18 protein-coding genes and 1 pseudogene are annotated in these 21,040 nt (G+C 70.3%); 8 read left to right on the top strand and 11 right to left on the bottom strand.

What is annotated here, in order from left to right; genetic code table 11:
- The first annotated feature begins 233 nt into the window (after positions 1 to 233).
- Positions 234 to 527 (top strand): trypsin-like serine protease, encoded by a 294-nt coding sequence (locus ACIRST_RS41485; RefSeq protein ID WP_402809786.1) that lies wholly within the window; start codon positions 234 to 236, stop codon positions 525 to 527.
- Positions 528 to 1,547: 1,020 nt separating this feature from the next.
- Here the strand turns inward: ACIRST_RS41485 and ACIRST_RS41480 are convergent.
- A complete protein-coding gene (locus ACIRST_RS41480; RefSeq protein ID WP_350526781.1) occupies positions 1,548 to 2,741 on the bottom strand; it encodes an ROK family transcriptional regulator in 1,194 nt (397 codons plus the stop codon).
- Between the two features lie 270 nt (positions 2,742 to 3,011).
- Between ACIRST_RS41480 and mmsA the strand changes: the two genes are divergently transcribed.
- The 5 genes from mmsA to manA all read left to right on the top strand — a co-directional run bounded on the left by mmsA (position 3,012) and on the right by manA (position 9,465).
- Complete coding sequence (mmsA, locus tag ACIRST_RS41475; protein ID WP_402809784.1) at positions 3,012 to 4,559, top strand: multiple monosaccharide ABC transporter ATP-binding protein; 1,548 nt, start codon at positions 3,012 to 3,014, stop codon at positions 4,557 to 4,559.
- On the top strand, positions 4,556 to 5,845 hold the full coding sequence (gene mmsB, locus ACIRST_RS41470; protein ID WP_402809781.1) for a multiple monosaccharide ABC transporter permease: 1,290 nt from the start codon (positions 4,556 to 4,558) through the stop codon (positions 5,843 to 5,845). Before mmsA ends, mmsB begins: the two co-directional genes overlap by 4 nt.
- A gap of 151 nt (positions 5,846 to 5,996) precedes the next feature.
- Positions 5,997 to 7,109: a substrate-binding domain-containing protein gene (locus ACIRST_RS41465; RefSeq protein WP_402809779.1), complete on the top strand. Its 1,113-nt coding sequence runs from the start codon at positions 5,997 to 5,999 to the stop codon at positions 7,107 to 7,109.
- A gap of 73 nt (positions 7,110 to 7,182) precedes the next feature.
- On the top strand, positions 7,183 to 8,163 hold the full coding sequence (locus ACIRST_RS41460; protein ID WP_402809776.1) for an ROK family protein: 981 nt from the start codon (positions 7,183 to 7,185) through the stop codon (positions 8,161 to 8,163).
- A gap of 21 nt (positions 8,164 to 8,184) precedes the next feature.
- The gene (gene manA, locus ACIRST_RS41455; RefSeq protein WP_402809773.1) at positions 8,185 to 9,465 is read left to right on the top strand and encodes a mannose-6-phosphate isomerase, class I; all 1,281 of its coding nucleotides are present in this window, start codon (positions 8,185 to 8,187) and stop codon (positions 9,463 to 9,465) included.
- Positions 9,466 to 9,966: 501 nt separating this feature from the next.
- On the opposite strand, the gene ACIRST_RS41450 is transcribed toward manA, so the two are convergent.
- Positions 9,967 to 10,296: a hypothetical protein gene (locus ACIRST_RS41450; RefSeq protein ID WP_402809770.1), complete on the bottom strand. Its 330-nt coding sequence runs from the start codon at positions 10,294 to 10,296 to the stop codon at positions 9,967 to 9,969.
- Complete coding sequence (locus ACIRST_RS41445; protein ID WP_402809768.1) at positions 10,293 to 10,619, bottom strand: hypothetical protein; 327 nt, start codon at positions 10,617 to 10,619, stop codon at positions 10,293 to 10,295. The genes ACIRST_RS41450 and ACIRST_RS41445 overlap by 4 nt, the downstream gene beginning before the upstream one ends.
- A gap of 223 nt (positions 10,620 to 10,842) precedes the next feature.
- Here ACIRST_RS41445 and ACIRST_RS41440 point away from each other — a divergent pair, with 223 nt between their 5' ends.
- Positions 10,843 to 11,511 (top strand): hypothetical protein, encoded by a 669-nt coding sequence (locus ACIRST_RS41440; protein ID WP_402809765.1) that lies wholly within the window; start codon positions 10,843 to 10,845, stop codon positions 11,509 to 11,511.
- 30 nt (positions 11,512 to 11,541) lie between these two features.
- On the opposite strand, the gene ACIRST_RS41435 is transcribed toward ACIRST_RS41440, so the two are convergent.
- From ACIRST_RS41435 to ACIRST_RS41400, 8 genes and pseudogenes are all read right to left on the bottom strand, one after another.
- Positions 11,542 to 12,075, bottom strand: a complete 534-nt coding sequence (locus tag ACIRST_RS41435; RefSeq protein WP_402809763.1) for a CbrC family protein — start codon at positions 12,073 to 12,075, stop codon at positions 11,542 to 11,544.
- Positions 12,076 to 12,187: 112 nt separating this feature from the next.
- Positions 12,188 to 12,637 (bottom strand): annotated as a pseudogene (locus ACIRST_RS41430) (ISKra4 family transposase); the annotation flags it as partial.
- A 141-nt stretch (positions 12,638 to 12,778) separates the two neighbouring features.
- A complete protein-coding gene (locus ACIRST_RS41425) occupies positions 12,779 to 13,321 on the bottom strand; it encodes a hypothetical protein (RefSeq protein ID WP_402809761.1) in 543 nt (180 codons plus the stop codon).
- A gap of 607 nt (positions 13,322 to 13,928) precedes the next feature.
- The gene (locus tag ACIRST_RS41420) at positions 13,929 to 14,654 is read right to left on the bottom strand and encodes a deaminase (protein WP_402809758.1); all 726 of its coding nucleotides are present in this window, start codon (positions 14,652 to 14,654) and stop codon (positions 13,929 to 13,931) included.
- 552 nt (positions 14,655 to 15,206) lie between these two features.
- On the bottom strand, positions 15,207 to 15,860 hold the full coding sequence (locus tag ACIRST_RS41415; protein ID WP_402809756.1) for a hypothetical protein: 654 nt from the start codon (positions 15,858 to 15,860) through the stop codon (positions 15,207 to 15,209).
- A 348-nt stretch (positions 15,861 to 16,208) separates the two neighbouring features.
- Positions 16,209 to 17,108, bottom strand: a complete 900-nt coding sequence (locus ACIRST_RS41410) for a HEAT repeat domain-containing protein (RefSeq protein WP_402809753.1) — start codon at positions 17,106 to 17,108, stop codon at positions 16,209 to 16,211.
- Positions 17,109 to 18,269: 1,161 nt separating this feature from the next.
- Positions 18,270 to 18,995: a rhomboid family intramembrane serine protease gene (locus ACIRST_RS41405; protein WP_402809751.1), complete on the bottom strand. Its 726-nt coding sequence runs from the start codon at positions 18,993 to 18,995 to the stop codon at positions 18,270 to 18,272.
- Positions 18,996 to 19,999: 1,004 nt separating this feature from the next.
- Complete coding sequence (locus ACIRST_RS41400) at positions 20,000 to 20,161, bottom strand: hypothetical protein (RefSeq protein WP_402809749.1); 162 nt, start codon at positions 20,159 to 20,161, stop codon at positions 20,000 to 20,002.
- Between the two features lie 50 nt (positions 20,162 to 20,211).
- On the opposite strand from ACIRST_RS41400, the gene ACIRST_RS41395 reads away from it, so the two are divergent.
- A complete protein-coding gene (locus tag ACIRST_RS41395; RefSeq protein ID WP_402809747.1) occupies positions 20,212 to 20,400 on the top strand; it encodes a hypothetical protein in 189 nt (62 codons plus the stop codon).
- Positions 20,401 to 21,040 lie beyond the last annotated feature (640 nt).

The following is a 21,040-nucleotide window of genomic DNA, read 5'->3' as shown; positions in this document are numbered from 1 at the left end:
TCCAAGCCCTCACCGTCCCTGCGCGGCGTTCCAGGCGGGGACGAATCCGCAGGTCAGGGGCATACCGCTGTTCCAGCATCCCGGATCGCCGGGCAGGGCTGGCGGGCGGGACGGATCCCGGAGCACTCTGTGGTCCGACGGCGATCGGCACCGAACCCGAGCGACACCCGAGCCCGGACAGGCCACCGAACGACCCGACCACCCAGCACTCGAACCTGGGAGGAAGCCCTTTCATGCGCACCTCGACCCGACGCCCCCTCACCGTCCTGCTGACCGCTGCCGCCCTGGCCGCCGCGGCGGCGCCGGCCGCCGCCGTCCACGGCGGATCGGACACCACGACCGCGTCCCACCCGTTGGCCGTGGCCCTGCAGACCGCCGCGGGTGAGCAGTGGTGCACCGGCGCGCTGATCGCGCCGACCAAGGTGCTGACCGCGGGCCACTGCGTCGCCGAGGCGGACGACCCGCGCTCGCTGCGGGTGATCGCCGGACGCACCGGCCTGCCTGCGTGCGGGTGGCGCTGGCGGTGAAGTCGAGGTGTCCACCACCGTCATCGACGTCATCGAGGTCCGCCTCGACTGACCACCCACTACGCGCAGCCTCGGGACAGCGGGACCGCGCGATCTTCGGAGACCACACCCCGATGGAGGAACCCGTGCCACCGCGGCCCGGGCCCAGGCGGATCACGACCGCGAGGTAGAGCGGCATCGTCTGGAGTTCCTCGTTCCGCTCGGGCGGTTCAGGACGCCGCCCGCGCGCTGACGGCAATAGGCCTCCCTCAAAAGCCTGCCCGAGCGGCCCTCGCCGCCAAGCCGGCGATCGGCGTGGGCCTCGTGCTGTACGGCGGCCATCTCACCGGTGCGTGAAGGTCGAGAGGCCCGTCGTCCGGATCGGGATCGCCTCCGGACGTGCTGGTTGACCCGGTTGCCGAGCCGAACCAGCTGCGGTTGCCGCACCTGACACGTTGCCACAGGACTGTGGCGGCCACCCGCGACGGGTGGACGCCAACGGGTCCGCCGGGCGGGGTGTCGGCGGACCTGAACCGGGCGGCGTGGCCGCGTCGCCGCGGGACGGACGCGCCCGGCTCCAGGGTGGCCGCGATCCACCCCGTGTGCAGGCGGACGGTCTGCTCGGGCAGGTCGACGTCCGGCGGGAGCTGCCACGGCCCGACCGGTCGGGGCCCGCCGTCCGTCCGGGTTACCCGGTGGTCCCCGTTGCCGGACGGCCGGAATGCGTATGCGCCCTCGGTGCACCGCCCATCGCCACAGCCGAGCGGGCGGCGCACGGTCGAAGCAAGCCCGCCGGATGCGCCGCCCGCCGGGGCCGAGCAAGGAGCTTCACCACGGCAACGCCGACCGTCACCCGCACAGCCACCGCCGGCGAGCGGTCCCGGCCGGGCGCATTGGTGCTCCTGGTCACCGGCAGCGCCTTGTGCACCATGGAAACGACCGGGAGCACGCTGTACCGACGCAGCGAAGGCCGGTCCCTGGTCACCGAAGAGCCTCTCCGCTGCGGCGCCGACCGGGGCCGGCGTCGCAGTGGCCCTGCGCTCAGTCGGCGAGCAGCTCGGACAGTTGCGGCGAGTACATCGAGTGCAGCACGAGCGCGGCGCCGCCCACCACGGCGGCGTTCGCGCCGAGCGGGGACGCCTCGACCCGGACGACCCGGACACTGCGGGACAGCGGCTTGGTGGCCAGTGCCGCGGCGACGACGTCGACGTACCGCGACTCCACGTGCTGGATGCCGTGGCCGCCGAGGACGATGAGGTCCACGTCGACGAAGTTGGCGATGGTGACCGCGACCGAGGCGACGTGCTCCGCGGTCTCGTCGATGACGGCGGTGGCGACGGGGTCGCCGGCCGCGGCGGCACGCAGGATCGCGGTGTGGTCGACCGACGCCGGATCCCGGTCGAACGCCTGCGACAGCACGCTTCCGCCGCCGGGTCGGACTGCGAGCCGGCTGTGCACCTCGGCCACGATCGCCGACGGATTGGCCAGCCGTTCCAGGCAGCCCCGGGCGCCGCAGTAGCACTTCGGCCCGTCGGGCAGCACGGACCCGTGGCCGAACTCGGCCGCGTTCAGCGAACCGCCGCGGAAGACCTGGTGGTTGAGGATGAGACCGCCGCCGATGCCGGTGCCGAAGAAGACGTACGCGAAGTTCGCCACGCCCTTGCCCGCGCCGGACCAGCGCTCGCCGATGGCCGCGGCGGTGGCGTCGTTGTCCAGTGTCACCGGCAGCCCGGTGGCCTCGCTCAGCATGCCCTTCATCGGCACCCGGTTCCAGTGCGCGAGTTGGGGCGGGGTGACGATCATGCCGAGTTCCTGGTCTATCGGTCCCGGGGCGGCGAGGCCCAGGCCGAGGACCTTGTCGCGTGGGACGTCCGCTTCGCGGAGTACGTCGGCGACCAGTTCGGCCATGGCCGTCACCACCTGGGACGGGTCGGTGCCGGGTGGGGTGGGGCGCCGCTTGACGGTCAGGGGCCGCCCGAGCAGGTCGACCACGGCGCAGGTGAGTTCGATCGGGTCGAAGTGCAGTCCGACCGCGCTGCCGGCCTCCGCGTTGACCCGCAGGGTGGTTCGGGGCTTGCCGCCGCTGAGGACCCGGCTGGCCCCGTCCTCCCGGACTATGTCCTCGTCCAGCAGGCGGCGCACGATGCCGGAGACCGTCTGCGGGGTGAGGCCGGTCTTCTGTGCGATCTCCACCCGGCTGATGCCGTCGGCCAACTGGATCTGGTCCAGGACCACCGCTTGGTTGTACCGGCCCACCTTGGGGAGATTCGTTCCTGCCCGCCGCACGTACTGGGTCCTCTCTGCTCGCTCTCTCATAAACATCTTGTCACGGGGCATTGACGTAGTAAAACAAATGGATTTAGTGTCCCGGCACGCAGTCGTAACACCCCGGACACGAGGCACCGTGCGTGCCATCGGAGGCAAGCTGATGTCCACGAACCCCGGCATCCCGGAAGGCTCGGGCCCACGCGCCCAGCGCTGCCCGAGCGGTGCGGAGCACCGCTCATGACCCGGGCGCAGGCCCTGCTGGAGATGCGGTCGATCACCAAGACGTTCCCCGGCGTCAAGGCGCTCGCCGAGGTCAACCTCGCCGTCCGGCCGGGTGAGATCCACGCGATCTGCGGGGAGAACGGCGCCGGCAAGTCCACCCTGATGAAGGTGCTGAGCGGTGTCTATCCGCACGGCAGCTACTCGGGCGAGATCGTCTACCGTGGCGAGCAGACGCGGTTCGACGGCGTCCGGGCCAGTGAGCGGGCCGGGATCGTGATCATCCACCAGGAACTGGCGCTGGTGCCGGGCATGTCGATCACCGAGAACATCTTCCTCGGCAACGAGCCGCGCAGGCGGGGCGGGATCGACTGGAAGGCCGCCCGCCGCCGGGCGGTGGAGCTGATGGAGCAGGTCGGGCTCCGGGAGGATCCCGACACGCTGATCAAGGACATCGGCGTCGGCAAGCAGCAACTCGTCGAGATCGCCAAGGCGTTCGCGAAGGACGTGAAGCTGCTCATCCTCGACGAACCGACCGCGGCGCTCAACGAGGACGACTCCCAGCACCTGCTCGACCTGCTGCGCGGCTTCCGGGAACGCGGCATCACCTCGATCATCATCTCGCACAAGCTGAACGAGATCGAGGCGATCGCCGACAGCATCACGATCCTGCGCGACGGCCGCACCATCGAGACCCTCGACGTCAAGGCGGACGGCGTCAACGAGGACCGGATCGTGCGCGGCATGGTCGGCCGTGAGCTGAGCAGCCGCTTCCCCGACCGCACGCCCGACATCGGCGAGGTCTTCTTCGAGGTGCGCGACTGGACCGTGCGGCACCCGAGTTCGGACGACCGGCTCGTCTGCAAGGGGTCGACGTTCCAGGTCCGGCGCGGCGAGATCGTCGGGTTCGCCGGCCTGATGGGTGCCGGGCGCACCGAACTCGCGATGAGTCTGTTCGGGCGCTCGTACGGCACCTACCTGTCCGGGCGGGTCTTCAAGGACGGCGAGGAGATCCGGCTGAAGTCGGTGCCGGACGCCATCCGGCACGGCCTCGCCTACGTCAGCGAGGACCGTAAGTCCATCGGACTGAACCTGCTGGACGACATCAAGACCTCGATGGTGGCGGCCAAGCTGTCGAAGATCGCCCGGCGCAGGGTGGTCGACCCGGTACGTGAGTACCGGATCGCCGAGGACTACCGCACGAGCCTGCGGATCAAGACGCCCAGCGTCGACGAGGGCGTCGTCAAGCTCTCCGGCGGTAACCAGCAGAAGGTCGTGCTGGCGCGGTGGATGTTCACTGACCCGGACCTGCTGATCCTCGACGAACCGACCCGCGGGATCGACGTGGGTGCCAAGTACGAGATCTACGGGATCATCCAGCGGCTCGTCGGCCAGGGGAAGGGCGTCATCGTCATCTCCTCGGAGCTGCCCGAGCTGATCGGACTGTGCGACCGCATCTACACGGTGTTCGAAGGCGTCATCACCGGTGAGGTCCCGCGCCACGAAGCCGACCCCGAACTGCTGATGAAGCAGATGACCGCTAAGAAGAAGAGCCCGACGTCATGAGCAGAATCAAAGAGCTGCAGAAGAACCTCTTCGGAGGCACGACCTCCAACGCCCGCCAGTTCGGCATGATCTTCACCCTGGTGTCGATCGTCCTGCTGTTCCAGATCTGGACCGGTGGGCTGACCCTGACTTCCGGCAACCTCATCGCGGTGGTCAGCCAGTACTCCTACATCCTGATCCTCGCCATTGGCATGCTGATGGTGATCGTCGCCGGGCACATCGACCTCTCGGTCGGCTCGGTCGCAGCGTTCACCGGCATCGTGGTCGCCAAGGCCATGCAGACGTACTCGCTCCCGTGGCCGCTCGGCCTCGGCCTCGGCCTGCTCATCGGCGTCCTGATCGGCGCCTGGCAGGGCTTCTGGGTGGCCTACGTGGGAGTCCCCGCGTTCATCGTCACTCTGGCCGGAATGATGCTGTTCCGCGGCGGCAACCAGTACATAGGCAACGCCGACACGGTGCCGGTCCCGGCGGACTTCCGCAAGATCGGCGCCGGCTTCCTGCCCGAGGTCGGACCGGACACCGGCTACAACAACCTGACGCTGCTGCTCGGACTGGCCGCCTGCGCGGGCATGGTGTGGCGTGAGTGGAAGGCGCGGCAGACCCGCCGCGAGATGAACGCCGAGGTACCGCCCCTGTGGATCTCGGGCGTCCGCCTCGCGGTGATGCTGGGCGTCATCGCCTTCGCGACGCTGCGCTTCGCCGGCGGCCGGGTCGGCACCAGCCTGCCGATCTCCGGCATCATCCTGATCATCCTGGTGCTCGCGTACTCGTACTACACCCGCAACACCATCGGCGGGCGGCACATCTACGCTGTCGGCGGCAACGCCCGCGCCGCCGAGCTGTCCGGGGTGAAGCTGAGGCGGGTCAACTTCCTGGTCATGATGAACATGTCCGTGCTGGCCTCGCTGGCCGGCATGATCTTCGTGGCGCGGTCCGCCGCCTCCGGCCCGCAGGACGGCCTGAGTTGGGAACTCGACGCCATCGCCGCCGTCTTCGTCGGTGGCGCGGCGGTCTCCGGCGGCCTCGGCACCGTGAGCGGCTCCATCGTCGGCGGCCTGGTCATGGCGCTGCTCAACAACGGGCTCCAACTGGAGGGCGTCGGCTCGGACATGGTCCAGATCATCAAGGGCATGGTCCTCCTCCTCGCCGTCGCGTTCGACGTCTACAACAAGCGCCAGGGCCGCTTCTCGATCATCGGGACGCTGATGCGCCCGTTCCGCAGCGAGGAGCCGGCCGCCCCGGCGAGCCCTGCCGGCGGCCCGGACAAGACTCCGGTCGCGGGCTGACCGCCGTACCAGCCACCCACGCCGCCGTACGCGCCGTACCCCCAGGCCGCCGTACGCGCCGTACCCCCACGCCGCCGTACCCCGCACGGCCCGCTTCCCACGACACCAATCCTCCCGCAACCGCACCACCGCACGAAGGGCTCAACTCACCATGCGCAGAACCATCATCCGAGGCATCGCCGCGGTCGGCGCCGTCGCCCTGCTCACCCTGAGCACGGCCTGTTCCAACCAGCGTGAAGGCGCCACCGGCGCGGACGGCGGCGGCGCCGCCAAGGGCTTCGCGCAGGACTCCCTGGTCGGTGTCGCGCTGCCGGCGAAGACGTCGGAGAACTGGGTGCTCGCCGGTGACCTGTTCACCAGCGGCCTGAAGGACGCGGGTTTCAAGACCGACGTGCAGTATGCGGGCGCCTCCACCAGCGTCGCGGACCAGCAGGCGCAGATCTCCTCCATGATCACCAAGGGCGCCAAGGTGATCGTCATCGGCGCGACCGACGCCTCGCAGCTCTCCACCCAGGTGGCCCAGGCCAAGCAGGCCGGTGCGACCGTCATCGCCTACGACCGTCTGGTCACCAACACGCCGGACGTCGACTACTACGTCGCGTTCGACAACTACAAGGTCGGCCAGCTGCAGGGGCAGGCCCTCGTCGACGGGATGAAGGCCAAGAAGCCGACCGGCCCGTGGACGGTCGAGCTGTTCTCCGGCTCGCCGGACGACAACAACTCGAAGGTCTTCTTCGGGGGTGCGATGGACGTGCTCAAGCCGCTGATCGACAAGGGCGACATCGTCGTCGGGTCGGAGCAGACGGACATCAAGCAGACCGCGATCCAGGGCTGGAAGGCCGAGAACGCCCAGCAGCGCATGGACTCGCTGCTGACCTCGGCCTACAACAGCGGCAAGCAGCTCGACGGAGTCCTGTCGCCGAACGACACGCTCGCCCGGGCGATCCTCACCTCGGTGAAGGGCGCCGGCAAGCCGACCCCGATCGTCACCGGCCAGGACTCCGAGGTCGAGTCGGTGAAGTCGATCATGGCCGGTGAGCAGTACTCCACCATCAACAAGGACACCCGCAAGCTGGTCGCCCAGACCATCACCATGGCCAAGTCCCTGCAGAAGGGTGACAAGCCGGAGACCAACGACATCAAGTCGTACAACAACGGCTCCAAGGTCGTTCCGGCCTACCTCCTCCCGCCGGTCATCGTGACCAAGCAGAACGCGGCCGAGGCCTACGCCAACGACCCCAAGCTGTCCCCGCTCACCAAGTAGCAGTGATCCGCGCCGGCGTGCGCGCCGGGTGGCCCGGAGCGCACGCCGGCACCGGGGACCCGCAAGACGAAGGATGGATACACTCGTGTTCGGAGCACTCGACATCGGTGGTACCAAGATCGCCGGAGGGCTCGTGGACGCCGACGGCCGCCTGGTGGCCCGTTCGCAGTGCGCCACACCGGCCCGCGGCACGGCCGAGGAGATGATGGCCGCGGTCGCGGCGGTCCTCGACGACCTGGCCGTCCACCCGGAGTGGGAGTCGATCTCCGGCCTGGGCATCGCCAGCGCGGGCCCGGTCGCCACCGCCACCGGGACGGTCAGCCCGGTCAACATCCCGGCCTGGCGCGCCTTTCCGCTGGCCGACCGGGTGCGCGCGCATCCCCGTGTCCCACTCGGCGTCGAGCCCCTCGTGGTGGGGGACGCGGTCGCGATGGCCGCGGGCGAGCACCGGGCGGGCGCCGCCAGGGGAGTGGACAACGCCCTGTGCATGGTGGTCTCCACCGGCATCGGCGGCGGCCTGATCCTCAACGGGTCGCTGTACGCCGGCCCGTCCGGCAACGCCGGGCACATCGGCCACATCTCGGTCGACCACACCGGCGGGCCGGCGTGCCCCTGCGGGGCGCGCGGCTGCCTGGAGCAGCTCGCCAGCGGAACCGCCATCGCCGCCCATGCCCTGGCATCCGGCTGGGAGCCGCCCGCCGATGCGGCACCGACGGCCGCGACGGTCGCGGACGCCGCCCGCGCCGGTGATCCGCGAGCCGCCGCCGCATACGACCGGGCCGGACGGGCCCTCGCCGCCGCGATCGCCGCCACGGCGGCCCTCGTCGAACTCGACCTGGTCGTCGTCGGCGGCGGCGTGGCACAGGCCGGCGAGACGCTGTTCGCGCCGCTGCGCCGTCACCTGGCCGACTACGCCACCCTCGACTTCACCCGTGACCTGCCGGTCCTGCCCGCCCTACTCAGCACCGACGCCGGACTCATCGGAGCGGCCGTCGCAGCGGGGATGCCGCGCCCGGAGCGCGGAACGACCGAGCTGCCCGCCTCCCACGCGTAAACCGACCGGAGCCAAGACCCCGTGGACCTGCTCACCACCACCATCCAGCCCTACACCTGGGGCTCCACCACCGCCCTCGCGGAGCTGATGGGCGTCGCGCCCACCGGCGAACCACAGGCCGAGATGTGGCTGGGCGCGCACCCCGCAGCCCCGTCGTACGTCGACCGGGGACAGGGGCCCGTCGCCCTGGACCGACTGACGGCCGCCGGCCCGCTGGCGGAACTCGGACCGGCACTCGTGAGCCGGTTCGGCCCACGGCTGCCGTTCCTGCTGAAGCTGCTCGCCGTCGACTCCCCGCTCTCCGTCCAGGTCCATCCCGACCGCGCCCAGGCCGCCGCCGGCTTCGCCAGGGAGAACGCCGAGGGGATCCCGCTCGACGCCCCGCACCGCACGTACCGCGACGACCAGCACAAACCCGAGATGATCGTCGCCCTGACCCGGTTCCGGGCGCTGTGCGGCCTGCGGGCTCCCGAGCAGTGCGCCGACCTGCTGGACGCCCTCGGCGTCGACAGGCTGAAGCCGTACGCCGAGGAGCTTCGTGCCCGCCCTGGCGAGGCCGCCCTACGGAAGGTCTTCACCGCCTTCCTCACACCGCCGGACGGCCTCCTCGCCGCCGTCGCCGAGGCCGTCCGGCTTGCGGCGGCGAGCGGCGGGCGGTACGCGGCGGACCTCGTCGCGTACGCCGCCGTCACCCGCTCCCACCCCGACGACCCGGGCCTGATGTCCGCCCTGATGCTGAATCAGGTGACGCTGGAACCCGGACAGGCACTGTTCCTCGGGGCGGGAGTCGCGCACGCCTACCTGTCCGGCCTCGGCGTGGAGGTCATGGCGAGCTCCGACAACGTCCTGCGCTGCGGGCTGACGTCCAAGCACGTGGACGCGGCCGAGTTGCTGAAGGTCGTCCGTTTCACCGCGGTCCCGATGCGCGCCGTCGAGGCCCGACGGGACGAGACGACCGGGGAGCACATGTACCCGGCTCCCGTCGACGAATTCCGGCTCTCACGGATCGACCTCGCACGCAGCGACCGGCCGTACCCGCTCACCGTCGACGCGCCCCAGATCGTGCTGTGCACCGGCGGTTCGGCCACCGTCGCCTCGCCGGAGCGCTCGATCGCCCTCGGCCCCGGCCGCGCGGCCTATGCCCCGGCCGGTGAGGCGCTCCGGCTCAGTGGCGAGGGAACGGTGTTCCGTGTCACGACAGGGCTTGCCCGGAAGCTCACGACCCGTGAGCAACTGCCGACGCGCCGGGGTGTTTCGGCCGGCCGTCGAATCACTGGAATCCCGCCGGCGTGGGCAGGATAGTGCGTTCGCCGGCGACGATGGGCCTCAAACTGACCGGCCGCTCCGTGTGCAGCTGATCGTGCTGTACGAGCTCGGGATGCACGCCGGCCCACCCCCGCCAGCCCGCCCAGGGGGCGGGCCGTGGCCCCACCCCCGCACCCACCCTTGGAACGCTGCTGTCCACGCGATCGGGCCGGGAAGCGTGCGGCTCGCAACCGTGTGACGTCTGCGCTCATGTCTGCCGGAGCTTCCGCAGGGCACCGACCGGGCCGGAGCGCTGCTGGGAATCCTCGGACGCCTGGAGAACGCCGTGGGGTGATGGCTGGTCTTCGTCGGCTTGCCGCCGCCCGGCCGCGGGCGGGGTGTCACGTCCTTGTCGCCGCGCCGGAGCTCTCCGCCTGCCAGCCCCGCCTCGGTCGGCGTGACCGACGCCGTCACCGGTGAGCCGGTCCCCTATGGGTCGGAGCCTGGGGTGGGTGCTACGCGAGCGCAGGCTCGGCGGCGTGGTCGGATCGGTGGACGCTACTGGTGTTGGTGGGGGAGTTGCTCTTCGAAGTCGCAGGCGGCGGTGGCCTGGTAGCCGGCTGTTCGTACGGTGGTGAGGACGCGGGCGACGGCATGGGCCAGGGCGGGCATGGGGCCGTCCGCGTCGATTTTCAGGGGCCGGCCGATGAAGTCCGTCGCCAATGCGGCGTCGGGGTTGGGTCGTACCTCGAAGTCCACGCCCGCCCGCGCGACGCAGTACCCGCTCGGCGCGGCGTCCAGGGCCGCGGCGATGAGGTCGGTCACCGTCTGCCGGTTCGCGCCGGCGACGTAGATCGCGTAGTACTCGCTGCCGCCGGCGTCCGTCACGCGGTCGCCGCCTCGCCGGAGCCCTCGGCGGGGGCGTCGATGTGGCGGAGCCGGCTGCGGTCCTCGACCCGGTCCTCGACCGGCAGCCCCGCCCAGTACTCCTCGGCCCACACCGCGTGCGAGGCTTGCCGATCGGCTTCCCCGAGCCGAGCCGACTCGGCCAACTGCTCCTCGTCCAGGCCATGGGCCACGGCCGGGATGTCACAACTCCAGGCCGGGAGCGTGGCCAGGCAGGTACGGCGCTCGGCCTGCACGGCCGCCAGCGCCCGCTGCGCATTGATCAGGTCGTCGCTGTACGCGAAGGTCCTTTCCAGCTTTCCCACAGCGGGAATCGTATGCGTGACCGGTCAGCCGCCGGGCCTCGGCCCGCAGGGTAGGACCGTCGGTTTCCCCGTGTGCCCGCTGCGGGGCCGGGCCGTAAATACGCCCGAAACCGGGTCCGCGCCGAAGCCCGGAGAAACGGCCCGAGCCGCAAATGCCGCCCCTACGCTCAGCCCCGGCACACCCGGGGCAACGGCCCGGGCCGAAATCCGTACCGCCGTCGTCGTGCCCGCCCCGGCCGAGCAGGGGGCGGAGGCCTTCGAGGTGCTGCGCCGCGCGGCGTGCACGATCCCGACGGTGCGGTTCGGCGAGCCGGACCGCCTCGACGACCTGGACCTGACGGTTGGTGAGGGCTGGCTGCCGGCCTCCTGGGACGACCCGCAGGCCGCGGACGTCCACCAGCTGCTCTACCGGGGCCGGCCCATCGGTTGGACCGCGCCGCTGCCGGACGGGCCGTGGGGGCAGGCCGGGCACATCGTTGCCGAGTACCTGGACGCCCAGGAGGTCGTGGTCCTGACCGAACCCGCCAGCGGGGCCCGCACCCACCGCTCCGTCGGGCAGGCCCGGGACGTCCTGCACCGCGCGCACCTCGACCGGCTGCGCGCCGAGCGAGCGATGCCCGAGGTGCCGCACCTGGCCCTCAAGCGCCCGACCGGCTGGAGCGCGCCCTCTGTCCGCGGCCTGGGCGACCCCGACCGCGCCACGCTCGGCGACGGCCTGGTCCACCTCACCTGGCCCGACCTCCTGGGCGTCCAGGAGCTCCAGCAAGGCGGCCGCCCGGTCGGCTGGATCGAGGAGTACGACGTCCAGCGCGGCATCTGGACCGCCCTGATCGACAGCAGCCTCGTCGCCAACGCCGCCAGCGGCGAACCCCTTCGGGTGCAGTTCCCTTGAAGGGAAAGGCCCGTGCTGGGCTGCGCCTGGCTATGAAGCGTCGGCGTAGGCGAGGTGGGTGCCGCAGACGGTGCAGCGGAAGAGCATCGCGCTTGCGCCCTGCCCGAGGTGGGTCAGGAAGCTCTCGTGCTGGGATGCGTCGTGCCGGCCGCTGATCCGTAGGTCGGTTCGAAGCTGGTCGAGTGCCTCGGGGTGGGCTGTGAGTTCGGTGTATCCGACCTCGCCGATAAAGGCGGCCGCGTCGTTGCAGTGGACGAGCCAGTGCGGGTCCTGCCAGGCGTGGAAGCCCGGGGTGCGGCGAGTGACGTGCTCCAGGGTCTCCTCGCTGACGCCGTCGAGTCCGTATGAGTCGGTGAATTCACCTTCGAATCGTTCGGCGGCGCTCCCGTCGGCGATGCACCAGGGGCAGAATCTCCCGCTGACGTCCTGCGCCGTGTAGAAGGTAGCGGTGTAGATCCAGCCCGTGGCGCGCTCGCAGCAGGCACAGGTCTCGGCGCTCTCGCGGATGGATCCGCTGGCGACGGGATCAGGGTGGTAGCGGAAGGCGGGCAGGCTGGCGCTCACTGCTGGGCCTGCCCGTGCAAGGAGGGGGCCGTGTCGACGTGGGTGGTCTGCGCGTCGGTGGGCACGCCTGTGAACCTCATGGGTCGCAGTCTGTCCGCAAGCAGTCCCGTGATCAAGCGGCGAGGTGCAACCGCCGCTGGTCCGGGGTGGGGTAGAGGCGTTCGTGTTCGCGGGCGGCGTGGAAGCGCCAGTAGGGATGGAGGTCGCCGTTGGAGACGACGGCACGCAGTCGCAGGACGGCATCGGCTCCGGGCAGGCCCCAGCGGGCGCCGGTTATGTCGAGGCGGTCGGCGATCAGGTGGCGGCAGGCGCCCTCGACGGCGCCGGTGGCGATCGGCCAGCCGTTTTCGAGTGCGGTGTCGTAGCGGAGCTGGTCGAGGTGGCCGGTCAGGTAGCGGTGGCAGGCGTCGACGGCCTCGCGCCGGGAGGCCGGCAGGTGTTCCCGCTTGGCCTGGGCGGTCATCTCGGTGGCGGTGCGGGCGGCGTGGCCGGCCAGGATCGCGGTCAGGCGGTCGGCGGCCCAGGTCTCCAGGTGGTCGCCGGATTTCCTGACAGCGTGTGCATCAGCGTCTCGAAGGCGCTGAGGGATCGTGCAAAGAGGTCAGTGGTGCATCGGGTGTCGTACGGTGTCATCTCCAGGGCTCTTCCCGTCCAGCATCGAATGGGTCGCACCTTCGAATGTAGGCGCGGAAGAGCCCTGCTGTTAACGGGAGTTGGGCGATTTGGCCGTCCGACGGCGAGCCGGGGTAAACATCCCTGGGGTGTCCTCGTCCAGCCAGCCGCGTTCCACCAGCCGCTTCAGCTTCGAGGGCGTGCCCTCGATCTTCCCGGTCTCGGCCGGCAGCCCGATCCTGGGCACGATCTGCTTGGCGCGGACCGGCCCCGGGGCATCCGCCACCACCTCCAGAATGTCCCGATACACACGCGGCAGGACCTCCGGCCCCATCCCGGGCTGCCACTTCGGCACCGTCAGCACTCCGACCACCCGCCGCTCGGCGCCCGCATAGGCCGACGCCACCGGCCCACCCACAGTCGCCCCGTCAGCATCGACCGCGACCGCTGGCCTCTCCGACGTCAACTCCGCGAGCACTTCCCCGACCGTCTCCCGCGCGATCCGCAACCGCTCCAGGCTCTCCCGCGCCAGATCCAGTCTTCCGGACAACTCGGCGAGTTCGGCTTCGAGCTCCTCCGCCCGCCTCCGGGCAGCCACCTCGCGCGCTTCCAACTCCTCGAACAACGAGCCCATCTGCTATCCCTCCTCCACCACCAAGGTAGAGACGGGCAGCCCCGAGCACAGTCCCGCGCAGCCGTCCTCCCAGTTCAACCCTTCCCTTGAGAGGAACCGCACCCAACCCCTTCCCTGCCCCGACGCCGAAGGCGCCCTTGCCCTGCTGCGCCGGGCCCTGGGCGAGCATCTCACCCGCTGGTAGACCGGGCCGGCCGACGCGGCCGCGCGCTGGCCCGCGCGCGATGGACAGCTCCAGCAGCGCGCGGCGCGCCTCTGGACAGGCCGCGCGGGTTCCGCGCGCCGACCGCGCCGACCCGGCCGGGGCGCACCACCGGGTCAGCCGCCCGCAGGTGGGGAATCGGGGCGAGCAGGTCTGGCGAACTGCAGAGCGCAGGGTGGCCGTTTTTCGCGAGCTTCATCACGTGGCCACCACCCTGCCGTTGCTGCGCCGCCACGGTGCCGACGCCCCGATCCGGCGGCCGCGGCTGGCACACCCTGACCGCCGCGCGGGCCGGTTCCTGGGGCGACGACGGACTGTGTGACGTGCCGCCAGGCCGACGCCGACTGCGCAGCGTTGGAGGCCACTGAGTGCGAGCAGGACGCCGGCCGGGCCGTGGCCTTCGGGCTACTTCCTCTCGAAGAGCGGATCCGTCTCTTCGTGGAGCACGCCCCCGACCACCGGCATCCTGGTCCTGGGATCCCCTGGCGGCAACGTCGCGACGACCTGAGGCATTGAGATCCTGGGCACCGTGTTGCCTGGTTGTGCCATAAGGAATTCGAGCGAGGTCCCGTAGGCCACGCCGGCCACGCGCGCAAAGACAGCACACGTCGCGCACATGGGGCATGGCTCGGCCGTCGTCACCAAGACGGTCGTGGAGGCGGCAGTAAAGCTCCCTTTGCTGATGCTGAATCCCCGGAGCGCATTGAGCTCCGCATGCGCCGACGGGTCGGCGCCGCCGGTATTCGCCGCGCTCCAGACGATCTCACCATTGCCCACGTCGACAAGTACGGCGCCGTAGCCGAATGAATGAGCCGCCCGCTTCGCAACGTCGATCGCTGCGCGCATTGCTGTCTCTAGGTTCCTGCGCACGGGCTCCGGCAATGCGTCGGGCGGCGAGGTGGGGAACTCGGGCTGGAGTGGCAGCTTCGTGGGTGGTGTGCACTGCTGGATGGGTGAGGCCTGCGCGTCTGCACGCGCCTCACCCAAGAGCGACAGCGCCCCAATAGCACCAATGACGATCGCGCCCTGACGTAGCGCCTGGCGGCGATCGAGCGAGTGTGGCATCGACGTCGTCATCGGACATCTGACCCATAGAGACCAAAAGGCTGCGGTGCGGGTGCTCCCGGACATGCCGCAAGCCCCATTGTATCCGACTTCGCGTAGCGTTTGCCGCCCTCGACGACGAGATCACGGTATTCCACGATCATCCTTCGCTTCTCGGTTCTCGACTATGACTGATGCCTGTAGTCGTGTGATGTGACTTTTGTTCTTTGTATCTGCTCATGAGATCCGGGGTTGACTTTAGAAAAATACGACTACAGGCTTCAAGCCTTTATCCTCGGCGCTCGGGCGCCCGGAGAATGGGAATACGTTGCAGGGGTCAGGCGCGGCCACGATGCCCGCCATGCCGGGGTGCGGGGCGCAAGTCCGGACTCGATCCGGGGGCACCGAGCCGTGGCTGGCTGTCGTGCCATGAACGTGCCACGACGAGTAGCACGTAACGATCAACTAAGGCGTGCGGATAAAGGTTTGCCCAATCCGGGTAGAAGATTCTCTGCGGACCTCGGCTTCGATGCAGCGGGCGGCGCGTCAGGCTTCTCGATCGAGCCGGAGGCCTGTCCGGAAGATCCTTCAGTGACACCGCCAGCCCCCGATGCCGGCGAGGTCGCGCCCGGTGCAAGGTCACATAAAGAGCGGATCCGTCTCTTCGCGTAGCACGCCCCCGACCACCGGCATGTTCGGCAAGGGACCGGTCGCGACGACCTGAGGCATCGAGATCCGGATCGGCATGCGGGTGGGTGGATGTCCGATGAGGAACTCGAGCGAGGTTCCGTACGCCACTCCGGCCACTCGCGAGAAGATGGCACACGTCGCGCACATAGGGCATGGCTCGGCCGTCGTCACCAAAACGGTCTTCTGCAAGGCATCCCCATCGGGGTGCAAGAGGCCGAAGTTCCGGATCACATTGAGTTCTGCATGATTCGTTCCAGGGCCTTCGCCCCCCTTCGCTTCCGCGACGATCCGACCATCATCCACGTTGACCAGTACGGCGCCGAATCCGCGGAACCGCGGCGGCGGCGACACCACCTTGATTGCTGCACGCATTGCTGTCTCAAGGTTCCTGCGCACGGGCTCCGGCAATGCGTCGGGCGGCGATGTGGGGAACTCGGGCTGGAGTGGCAGCTTCGTGGGTGGTGTGCACTGCTGGATGGGTGAGGCCTGCGCGTCTGCACGCGCCTCACCCAAGAGCGACAGCGCCCCAACAGCACCAATGACGATCGCGCCCTGACGCAGCGCCTGGCGGCGATCGAGCGAGTGTGGCATCGACGTCGTCATCGGACATCTGACCCATAGAGACCAAAAGGCTGCGGTGCGGGTACTCCCGGACATGCCGCAAGCCCCATTGCATCCGACTTCGCGTAGCGCTTGCCGCCCTCGACGACGAGATCACGGTATTCCACGATCATCCCTTCTCAATTCTCCACCCATGCCGGGGTTGCGTCTGATTTGGCGGGCCGTGGTTTGCTCAACGTATCGGTGGTTCAGTAGTGCGACTTAAGTGTCGGGCCCGGGTTCCACTCGTTCAGCCGGACGGCGTCCAGCGGCGCGACCCACGAGGTCCGGCCCGATTCCAGGGTGACGACCCATGAGTAGGGCCAGCCCGGGATCATCAGGTGCTTGTTCTCACCACGGCCGTAGGTGTGGCACAACGACCAGGCGCCGCCGTCGCCGCCGTCCCGCCGCGCCCACCCAGCTCGCTCCCGCCGCCCCGGTCCGCGCGGGGTGGCCGCCAGCCCCGGTGAGGCGGGGAGGCACCGGCTGCTGTCGGACCTGGTCGAGTGAGGACCTGATCCCGGGCGGGGTGGTCGTCTGCACGACCTGGCACGAGCCCGCCTGCCCGGCCTGGACCCGGCGACCACCAGCACGGCGGCCGGGCGCTCGGACGGCGGCGCGTCTGACTTCGGACGCGGGATCGCGGGTGCCATCGGCCAGGACGGCCAGGGTTGCCGGGGGATACCCTGCGCCGAACATGGTACTGAGGGTGCCCATCGCGTAGGCGCGTACCCGCGGGTCCGGGTCGGACGCCGCGCTGGTGACCGTCCCGACGTACCGCGTCGCGTCGAGGGCGGTGACGCACAGGCCCCAGAGGCCGACCATCCGGGCCCTGGGGTCGCGCGAGGAAACAAAGTCCAGGGTCAGCCTGAGAGACTCCTCGGGCCAGGCGAGGAACAGCTCAAGGACAACCACCTCCAGCGCATCCCCGTCCTCGTTGCGGTCACTCATCCGCGCGCGCATCAGGGCCGGCAAGGCCGCCGCACCACAGGCATCCGCCAGCACATGGGCGATCTGGTCTCGCGCGAAGGAATCGTCCGCGGCGACGTAACGGGCAAGTCGCTGTTCCAGCTCCGGTCGCAGGAACGCGGCAGCCGGCGTCCGCAGTTCCTCCACCAGAGGCTCGAACCGACGGTGGGCGTCGGGCCCGCGTTCCGCACTGCTGGCGAGCCGCGTGCCCAACCCGCTCAACGCGTGTTCCAGCGCCGCACGCTCTGTCGCTGCGTCTTCGGCCCCACCAGTACTGGCCACGAGGCTCACCCTACGGCGGGTGTTATCGGCCTGCTGCTCCGGGGCCAGGGGCAACAACCTGCCCCAAGGGCACAGAGCCGCGTTGGCAGCCCCTCTCCCGGCCGACCGCGGGCTGGAAACCGTCTCGCGCCCCGAATTATCAAGCAGCTAATGCGAGTTGAGCGGGGAATGCGATGTGCTCGTCGAACAGTCGGCGGTTCTGGAGGCAGTGACAGAGTTGGCCGAGCATGCGGTTGAACAGGTTGCGGTGAGCGCCCGGCGAACACCGGACGCCCCAGGGGACCCCGTCGGGCCGCTCCGGCTGCTGACCCGCTCGCCGCTTGGTGCCTGCCCGGCTCGGCCGGACCTGTCGACGCCGACCGGATCCGGCGCCGGCTCTCTCGTGCTCGACCGATGTCCCACGGGCGGCCCCTGGCGGCGACCACCGTGCCCTGACGCATCAGGGGTGCGGGCCGCCCCGGGACGCCTGGGAGGGGCCCTCCCGGGCCTCCTGGTGCAGCTTCCGCTGTAGCTCCTGCTGTGGCTCCTGATGCAGTTCCTGATGCGGAAGGAACTGCATGTAGGAAGTTCTGGAAGCAATGCTGTGCGAGAGATGAAGGTTTGGCCCTTCGGAGTCGCCCTACGTGTGGAGCGACGCTGGGATGTCGGCGTTCAGCGACAGGAAGTGTCAGCGGCGGCGACACGAAGCCGTCAGTGGAGCGAGTCCCGGTAGCGAGGGGACCAGGACGGACGTCAGTGCCCGACGCCGTTACTGACGTTTCGGTGTCGTCCGACAGGACGCTCCCGGGCCGCTTGGCCCTTTCTCGTTGCGTCCGGCGGGGCCGGCCGCGCGCCCGCTCACAAGCGGGCTGGGGTGGTGGTGGGACGGGGGGCGCGCTGGGCGGGAACGGGCTTGGCGGCTGTCAGGAACTCGCCTGGTGCCAGCCGGATATCTCTCGAAGGCAGCGCCCGACCAGGACCACCGAAGGACGCCCGTGAGCACCCGTCAGCGCCCCGCCGAGCCTGACGACAACGACGACCAGGGCGACACCGTCGAACCATCGGCACCGTCCCGGCCGCCTCGTCGCCGTCCCCTCCGCGCTCCCTCCGCGCCCCCGGCGCGGCGCCCGGCCCGCTCCCGCCACGGACCGCGAGGACAGACCGGGCGCTCAGGCAGGACGGCTACGCGGCGGCGGATCCTGTCGGCGGACGGCTCCCGCGCGGAACGAGGACGAGGCCGAGCAGGCACCCCGCCACCAGGCCGACGCCGTGGTTGTTCTGCATGAGGCACAGCAGCGTTCCTGCCGCGGGGACGAGGAGCAGGTACCAGATGTCCTTGAACGGCCGGGGCGGGACGGTCGCGCCCAGCAGGCAGGTGACGGCCAGGGCGCCCAACAGCGCGCAGATCGCCACCGAGTCGCCGCCGCCGCGGGTCGACCAGCCGGCCAGGCTGACCACGTGCGCCGACACGCCGCCGACGAGGAAGACGACCAGGGTCCGCCACCGGCCGAGGACCGCCTCGGTGACCGCGCCGATCACGAGCAGGGCCGGCAGGTTGAACGCGATCTGTCCGATGCCCGAGGACTGCACCAGGAGTGCGGTCACGGCGCGCCACCACTGTCCGTCGGAGAGGGCGTCCGGCCGGCGCATCAGATCCCCGATGACGGAGGGCACCAGGTACTGGACCACCGCCATCACCGCCATCACCGCGAACAACCCGAGGGTGACCCGGGGGCGCCGGGCCAGGCCCTCCCGGACCACCGCGAGCACCTCGCCCGGGCCGCCGCCACCGGCCGGGCCCCCGCCGGCCCCGGCGGCGTTCGCGGGGCCGGCCAGCACCAGCGCCCGCAGTCCCACGCCGACCACCACGGCAGCGCTCGCGTACAACCCGATCTCGTGCGGCGACATCGCCGACCCCCGTCCGAACAGCCCCCGGGGCGGTCCCGCCCCCCGATGCGGTCCATCATCGCCGCCGGGCGACGGCGCCCGCCAGCGCGGATGATCACAAAATGATCATGACAGTCGTCACACTGCCCGGCCGCTCCCGACGTTCGCCGGACGGCCGACGGGTCGGGCGGGGCTGCGATCGCTTTGCGGGGCAGAATGAAGTGACCAGCCCTGCGGCTCCCGTTCGCCGCCTATAGCTCCGCCCGCCCGGCTGGCGGGTGCTCCGGCCGTCCGCGGGCGTGTGGTGCCGGCTTGCTGCTTCGCGAGGCTCTGTCCGATGGCCGGGTCGCTCCGGTCGCTGCGCTGGGGTGTGACCTGCCAGTGCCGGACTCGACAGCATGGGCTGTTTCAAGCGGTATGCCCGTATCGGTCTGGACCGGCTGGGGGTGTCGCGGGAGCAGGCGAGGGTCGTGTCTGCGCACGCGGTTCGGTGACTCTCCGTGTCTGCCCGCGGCCCCTGCCTGACGAGTCCACGACCAGCCGACCGCTCGGCACCCGGAGCGAGGCGACCTCCTGCACCTGGGCGATCTCGATCCAGCTGTACGGGGTGTGCGCATCGCCCCCGATCCGCGCACCCGGTGTGAACAGAGCGTCGAGGTACTCGCGTGTCTCCGGCCTGACCTCGTTCACGCCCGCCCGTCTTCCGCTCTCCTGGCAGCCGCCGTCCGGACCGTACAGGCCCCCGCCGACAAGCGGCCTGGCACCGCGTCCTGTCCTCGCCCGGTGCCGCAGGCCCCGGCCCATGGGGCAGGGCTGGGTTGATCAGTCGTCGTTGGCTCGGTGTGCGGTTACGGCGTCGGCGAGGGCGGTGCGGCGCTTCTGGGCCTCGCGGATGATCCGGCCGACCTGCACGTCGGTGATGCGAAAGCCCCTGCCGGCGCGGGTCTTGTCTCCGTGGTCGGTGCCGGCGAGTTCGGCGACGAGGTTGGCGTAGGCGCGTTGCTGGAGGGGGTCCTGGCGGGCGATCAGGCGCCGTCGGCGCTCGAATGGCCGGTGGCGTCAGCCGGTTCGGCCGGGAGCGCCAGCAGTAGCGCGGCCGCGTACTCGGCGAGCGCCTCCTGGCCGCGGTCGAGATCGGCGTGGCCTTCGGTGTACTCGGTGAGGTCATCCTGGCGGTCCTGGATCACGTTCGGGGCTGCCCGGTGTGCTCTGGTCCGCTCTGCTGCGCCCTGACCGCATGAAGCGCAGCTCCCGTGGCGGCCGGCCGCCACCCAGGTTCGACAAGGCCGACTGCAAGGAGCGCCACGCGGTGGAGTGCGGGATCGATCGACTCAAACGCAACCGGGCCGTGGCTACGAGGTATGACAAGCTCGCCGTTCGCTACGAGGCAACCATGCTGGTCGCGGCCATCAACGAGTGGCTGTGATCACCACTCGCGCCTCATTGCGAGACCCTCTCGATGCCCATGGAGCCCTGGCGGTATATTGAACGCGTTCAAATGGCGCACGAGGGCCTACGGGCGAATCGGCCGTGGACCCTTGCGCCCCGCTTGGCTCGGGCGGGACGGGCTCAATACCGGGGGAACATGTGGACGTTGCGGCGCGCGTGGTGATCACTTGGATCGCGACCTGGGTGGCACTGGTCGTGCTCTTTCTCTCACCGCTGGTACTGCCGGAGCAATGGCAGTACTACGTCTACTCGCCAGCCAGCGTAGGGCTGTGGATGCTTTCCATGCTCGGTGGCCCGCCCGTAGCTTGCGCTGTCAATCGACGATGGATCCGCCACGGCGCATGGAAGGCCGGGGCTGGCGGAAGCAGGACCTGAGCCCCCGCGTCGGGGCGGGAGTGGAAGACGGCCGCGCGGGTGTCGGCAGCGTCTGAATTTGAGGCCAGCTGGAGCGGTTCAATCGTGGGCCATGGTGTGCGTTCTCTCGGTCATGTCAGTTGCTGCCGTTGGTGGTCTGGAGGCGGCCTAGTTGTTCTGGCCCGTGAGGTTGGGAACGCGGCTGGCGGGTGGTTTGCCTGCGAGTGCGGTGTGTCCGCGGTGGTGATTGTAGGTGTGGAGCC

The organism is Kitasatospora sp. NPDC101447 (assembly GCF_044767225.1).
In the GTDB taxonomy this organism is placed as follows: domain Bacteria; phylum Actinomycetota; class Actinomycetes; order Streptomycetales; family Streptomycetaceae; genus Kitasatospora.
This window is presented reverse-complemented; position numbering and strand designations above follow the sequence as displayed.

Coding starts and splice junctions, on each gene's coding strand:
- ACIRST_RS41485 (WP_402809786.1), top strand. CDS start 234: ATGCGCACCTCGACCCGACGCCCCCTCACCGTCCTGCTGACCGCTGCC.
- mmsA (WP_402809784.1), top strand. CDS start 3,012: ATGACCCGGGCGCAGGCCCTGCTGGAGATGCGGTCGATCACCAAGACG.
- mmsB (WP_402809781.1), top strand. CDS start 4,556: ATGAGCAGAATCAAAGAGCTGCAGAAGAACCTCTTCGGAGGCACGACC.
- ACIRST_RS41465 (WP_402809779.1), top strand. CDS start 5,997: ATGCGCAGAACCATCATCCGAGGCATCGCCGCGGTCGGCGCCGTCGCC.
- ACIRST_RS41460 (WP_402809776.1), top strand. CDS start 7,183: ATGGATACACTCGTGTTCGGAGCACTCGACATCGGTGGTACCAAGATC.
- ACIRST_RS41425 (WP_402809761.1), bottom strand. CDS start 13,321: ATGGGCTCGTTGTTCGAGGAGTTGGAAGCGCGCGAGGTGGCTGCCCGG.
- ACIRST_RS41420 (WP_402809758.1), bottom strand. CDS start 14,654: ATGTCCGGGAGCACCCGCACCGCAGCCTTTTGGTCTCTATGGGTCAGA.
- ACIRST_RS41415 (WP_402809756.1), bottom strand. CDS start 15,860: ATGACGACGTCGATGCCACACTCGCTCGATCGCCGCCAGGCGCTGCGT.
- ACIRST_RS41405 (WP_402809751.1), bottom strand. CDS start 18,995: ATGTCGCCGCACGAGATCGGGTTGTACGCGAGCGCTGCCGTGGTGGTC.
- ACIRST_RS41395 (WP_402809747.1), top strand. CDS start 20,212: ATGAAGCGCAGCTCCCGTGGCGGCCGGCCGCCACCCAGGTTCGACAAG.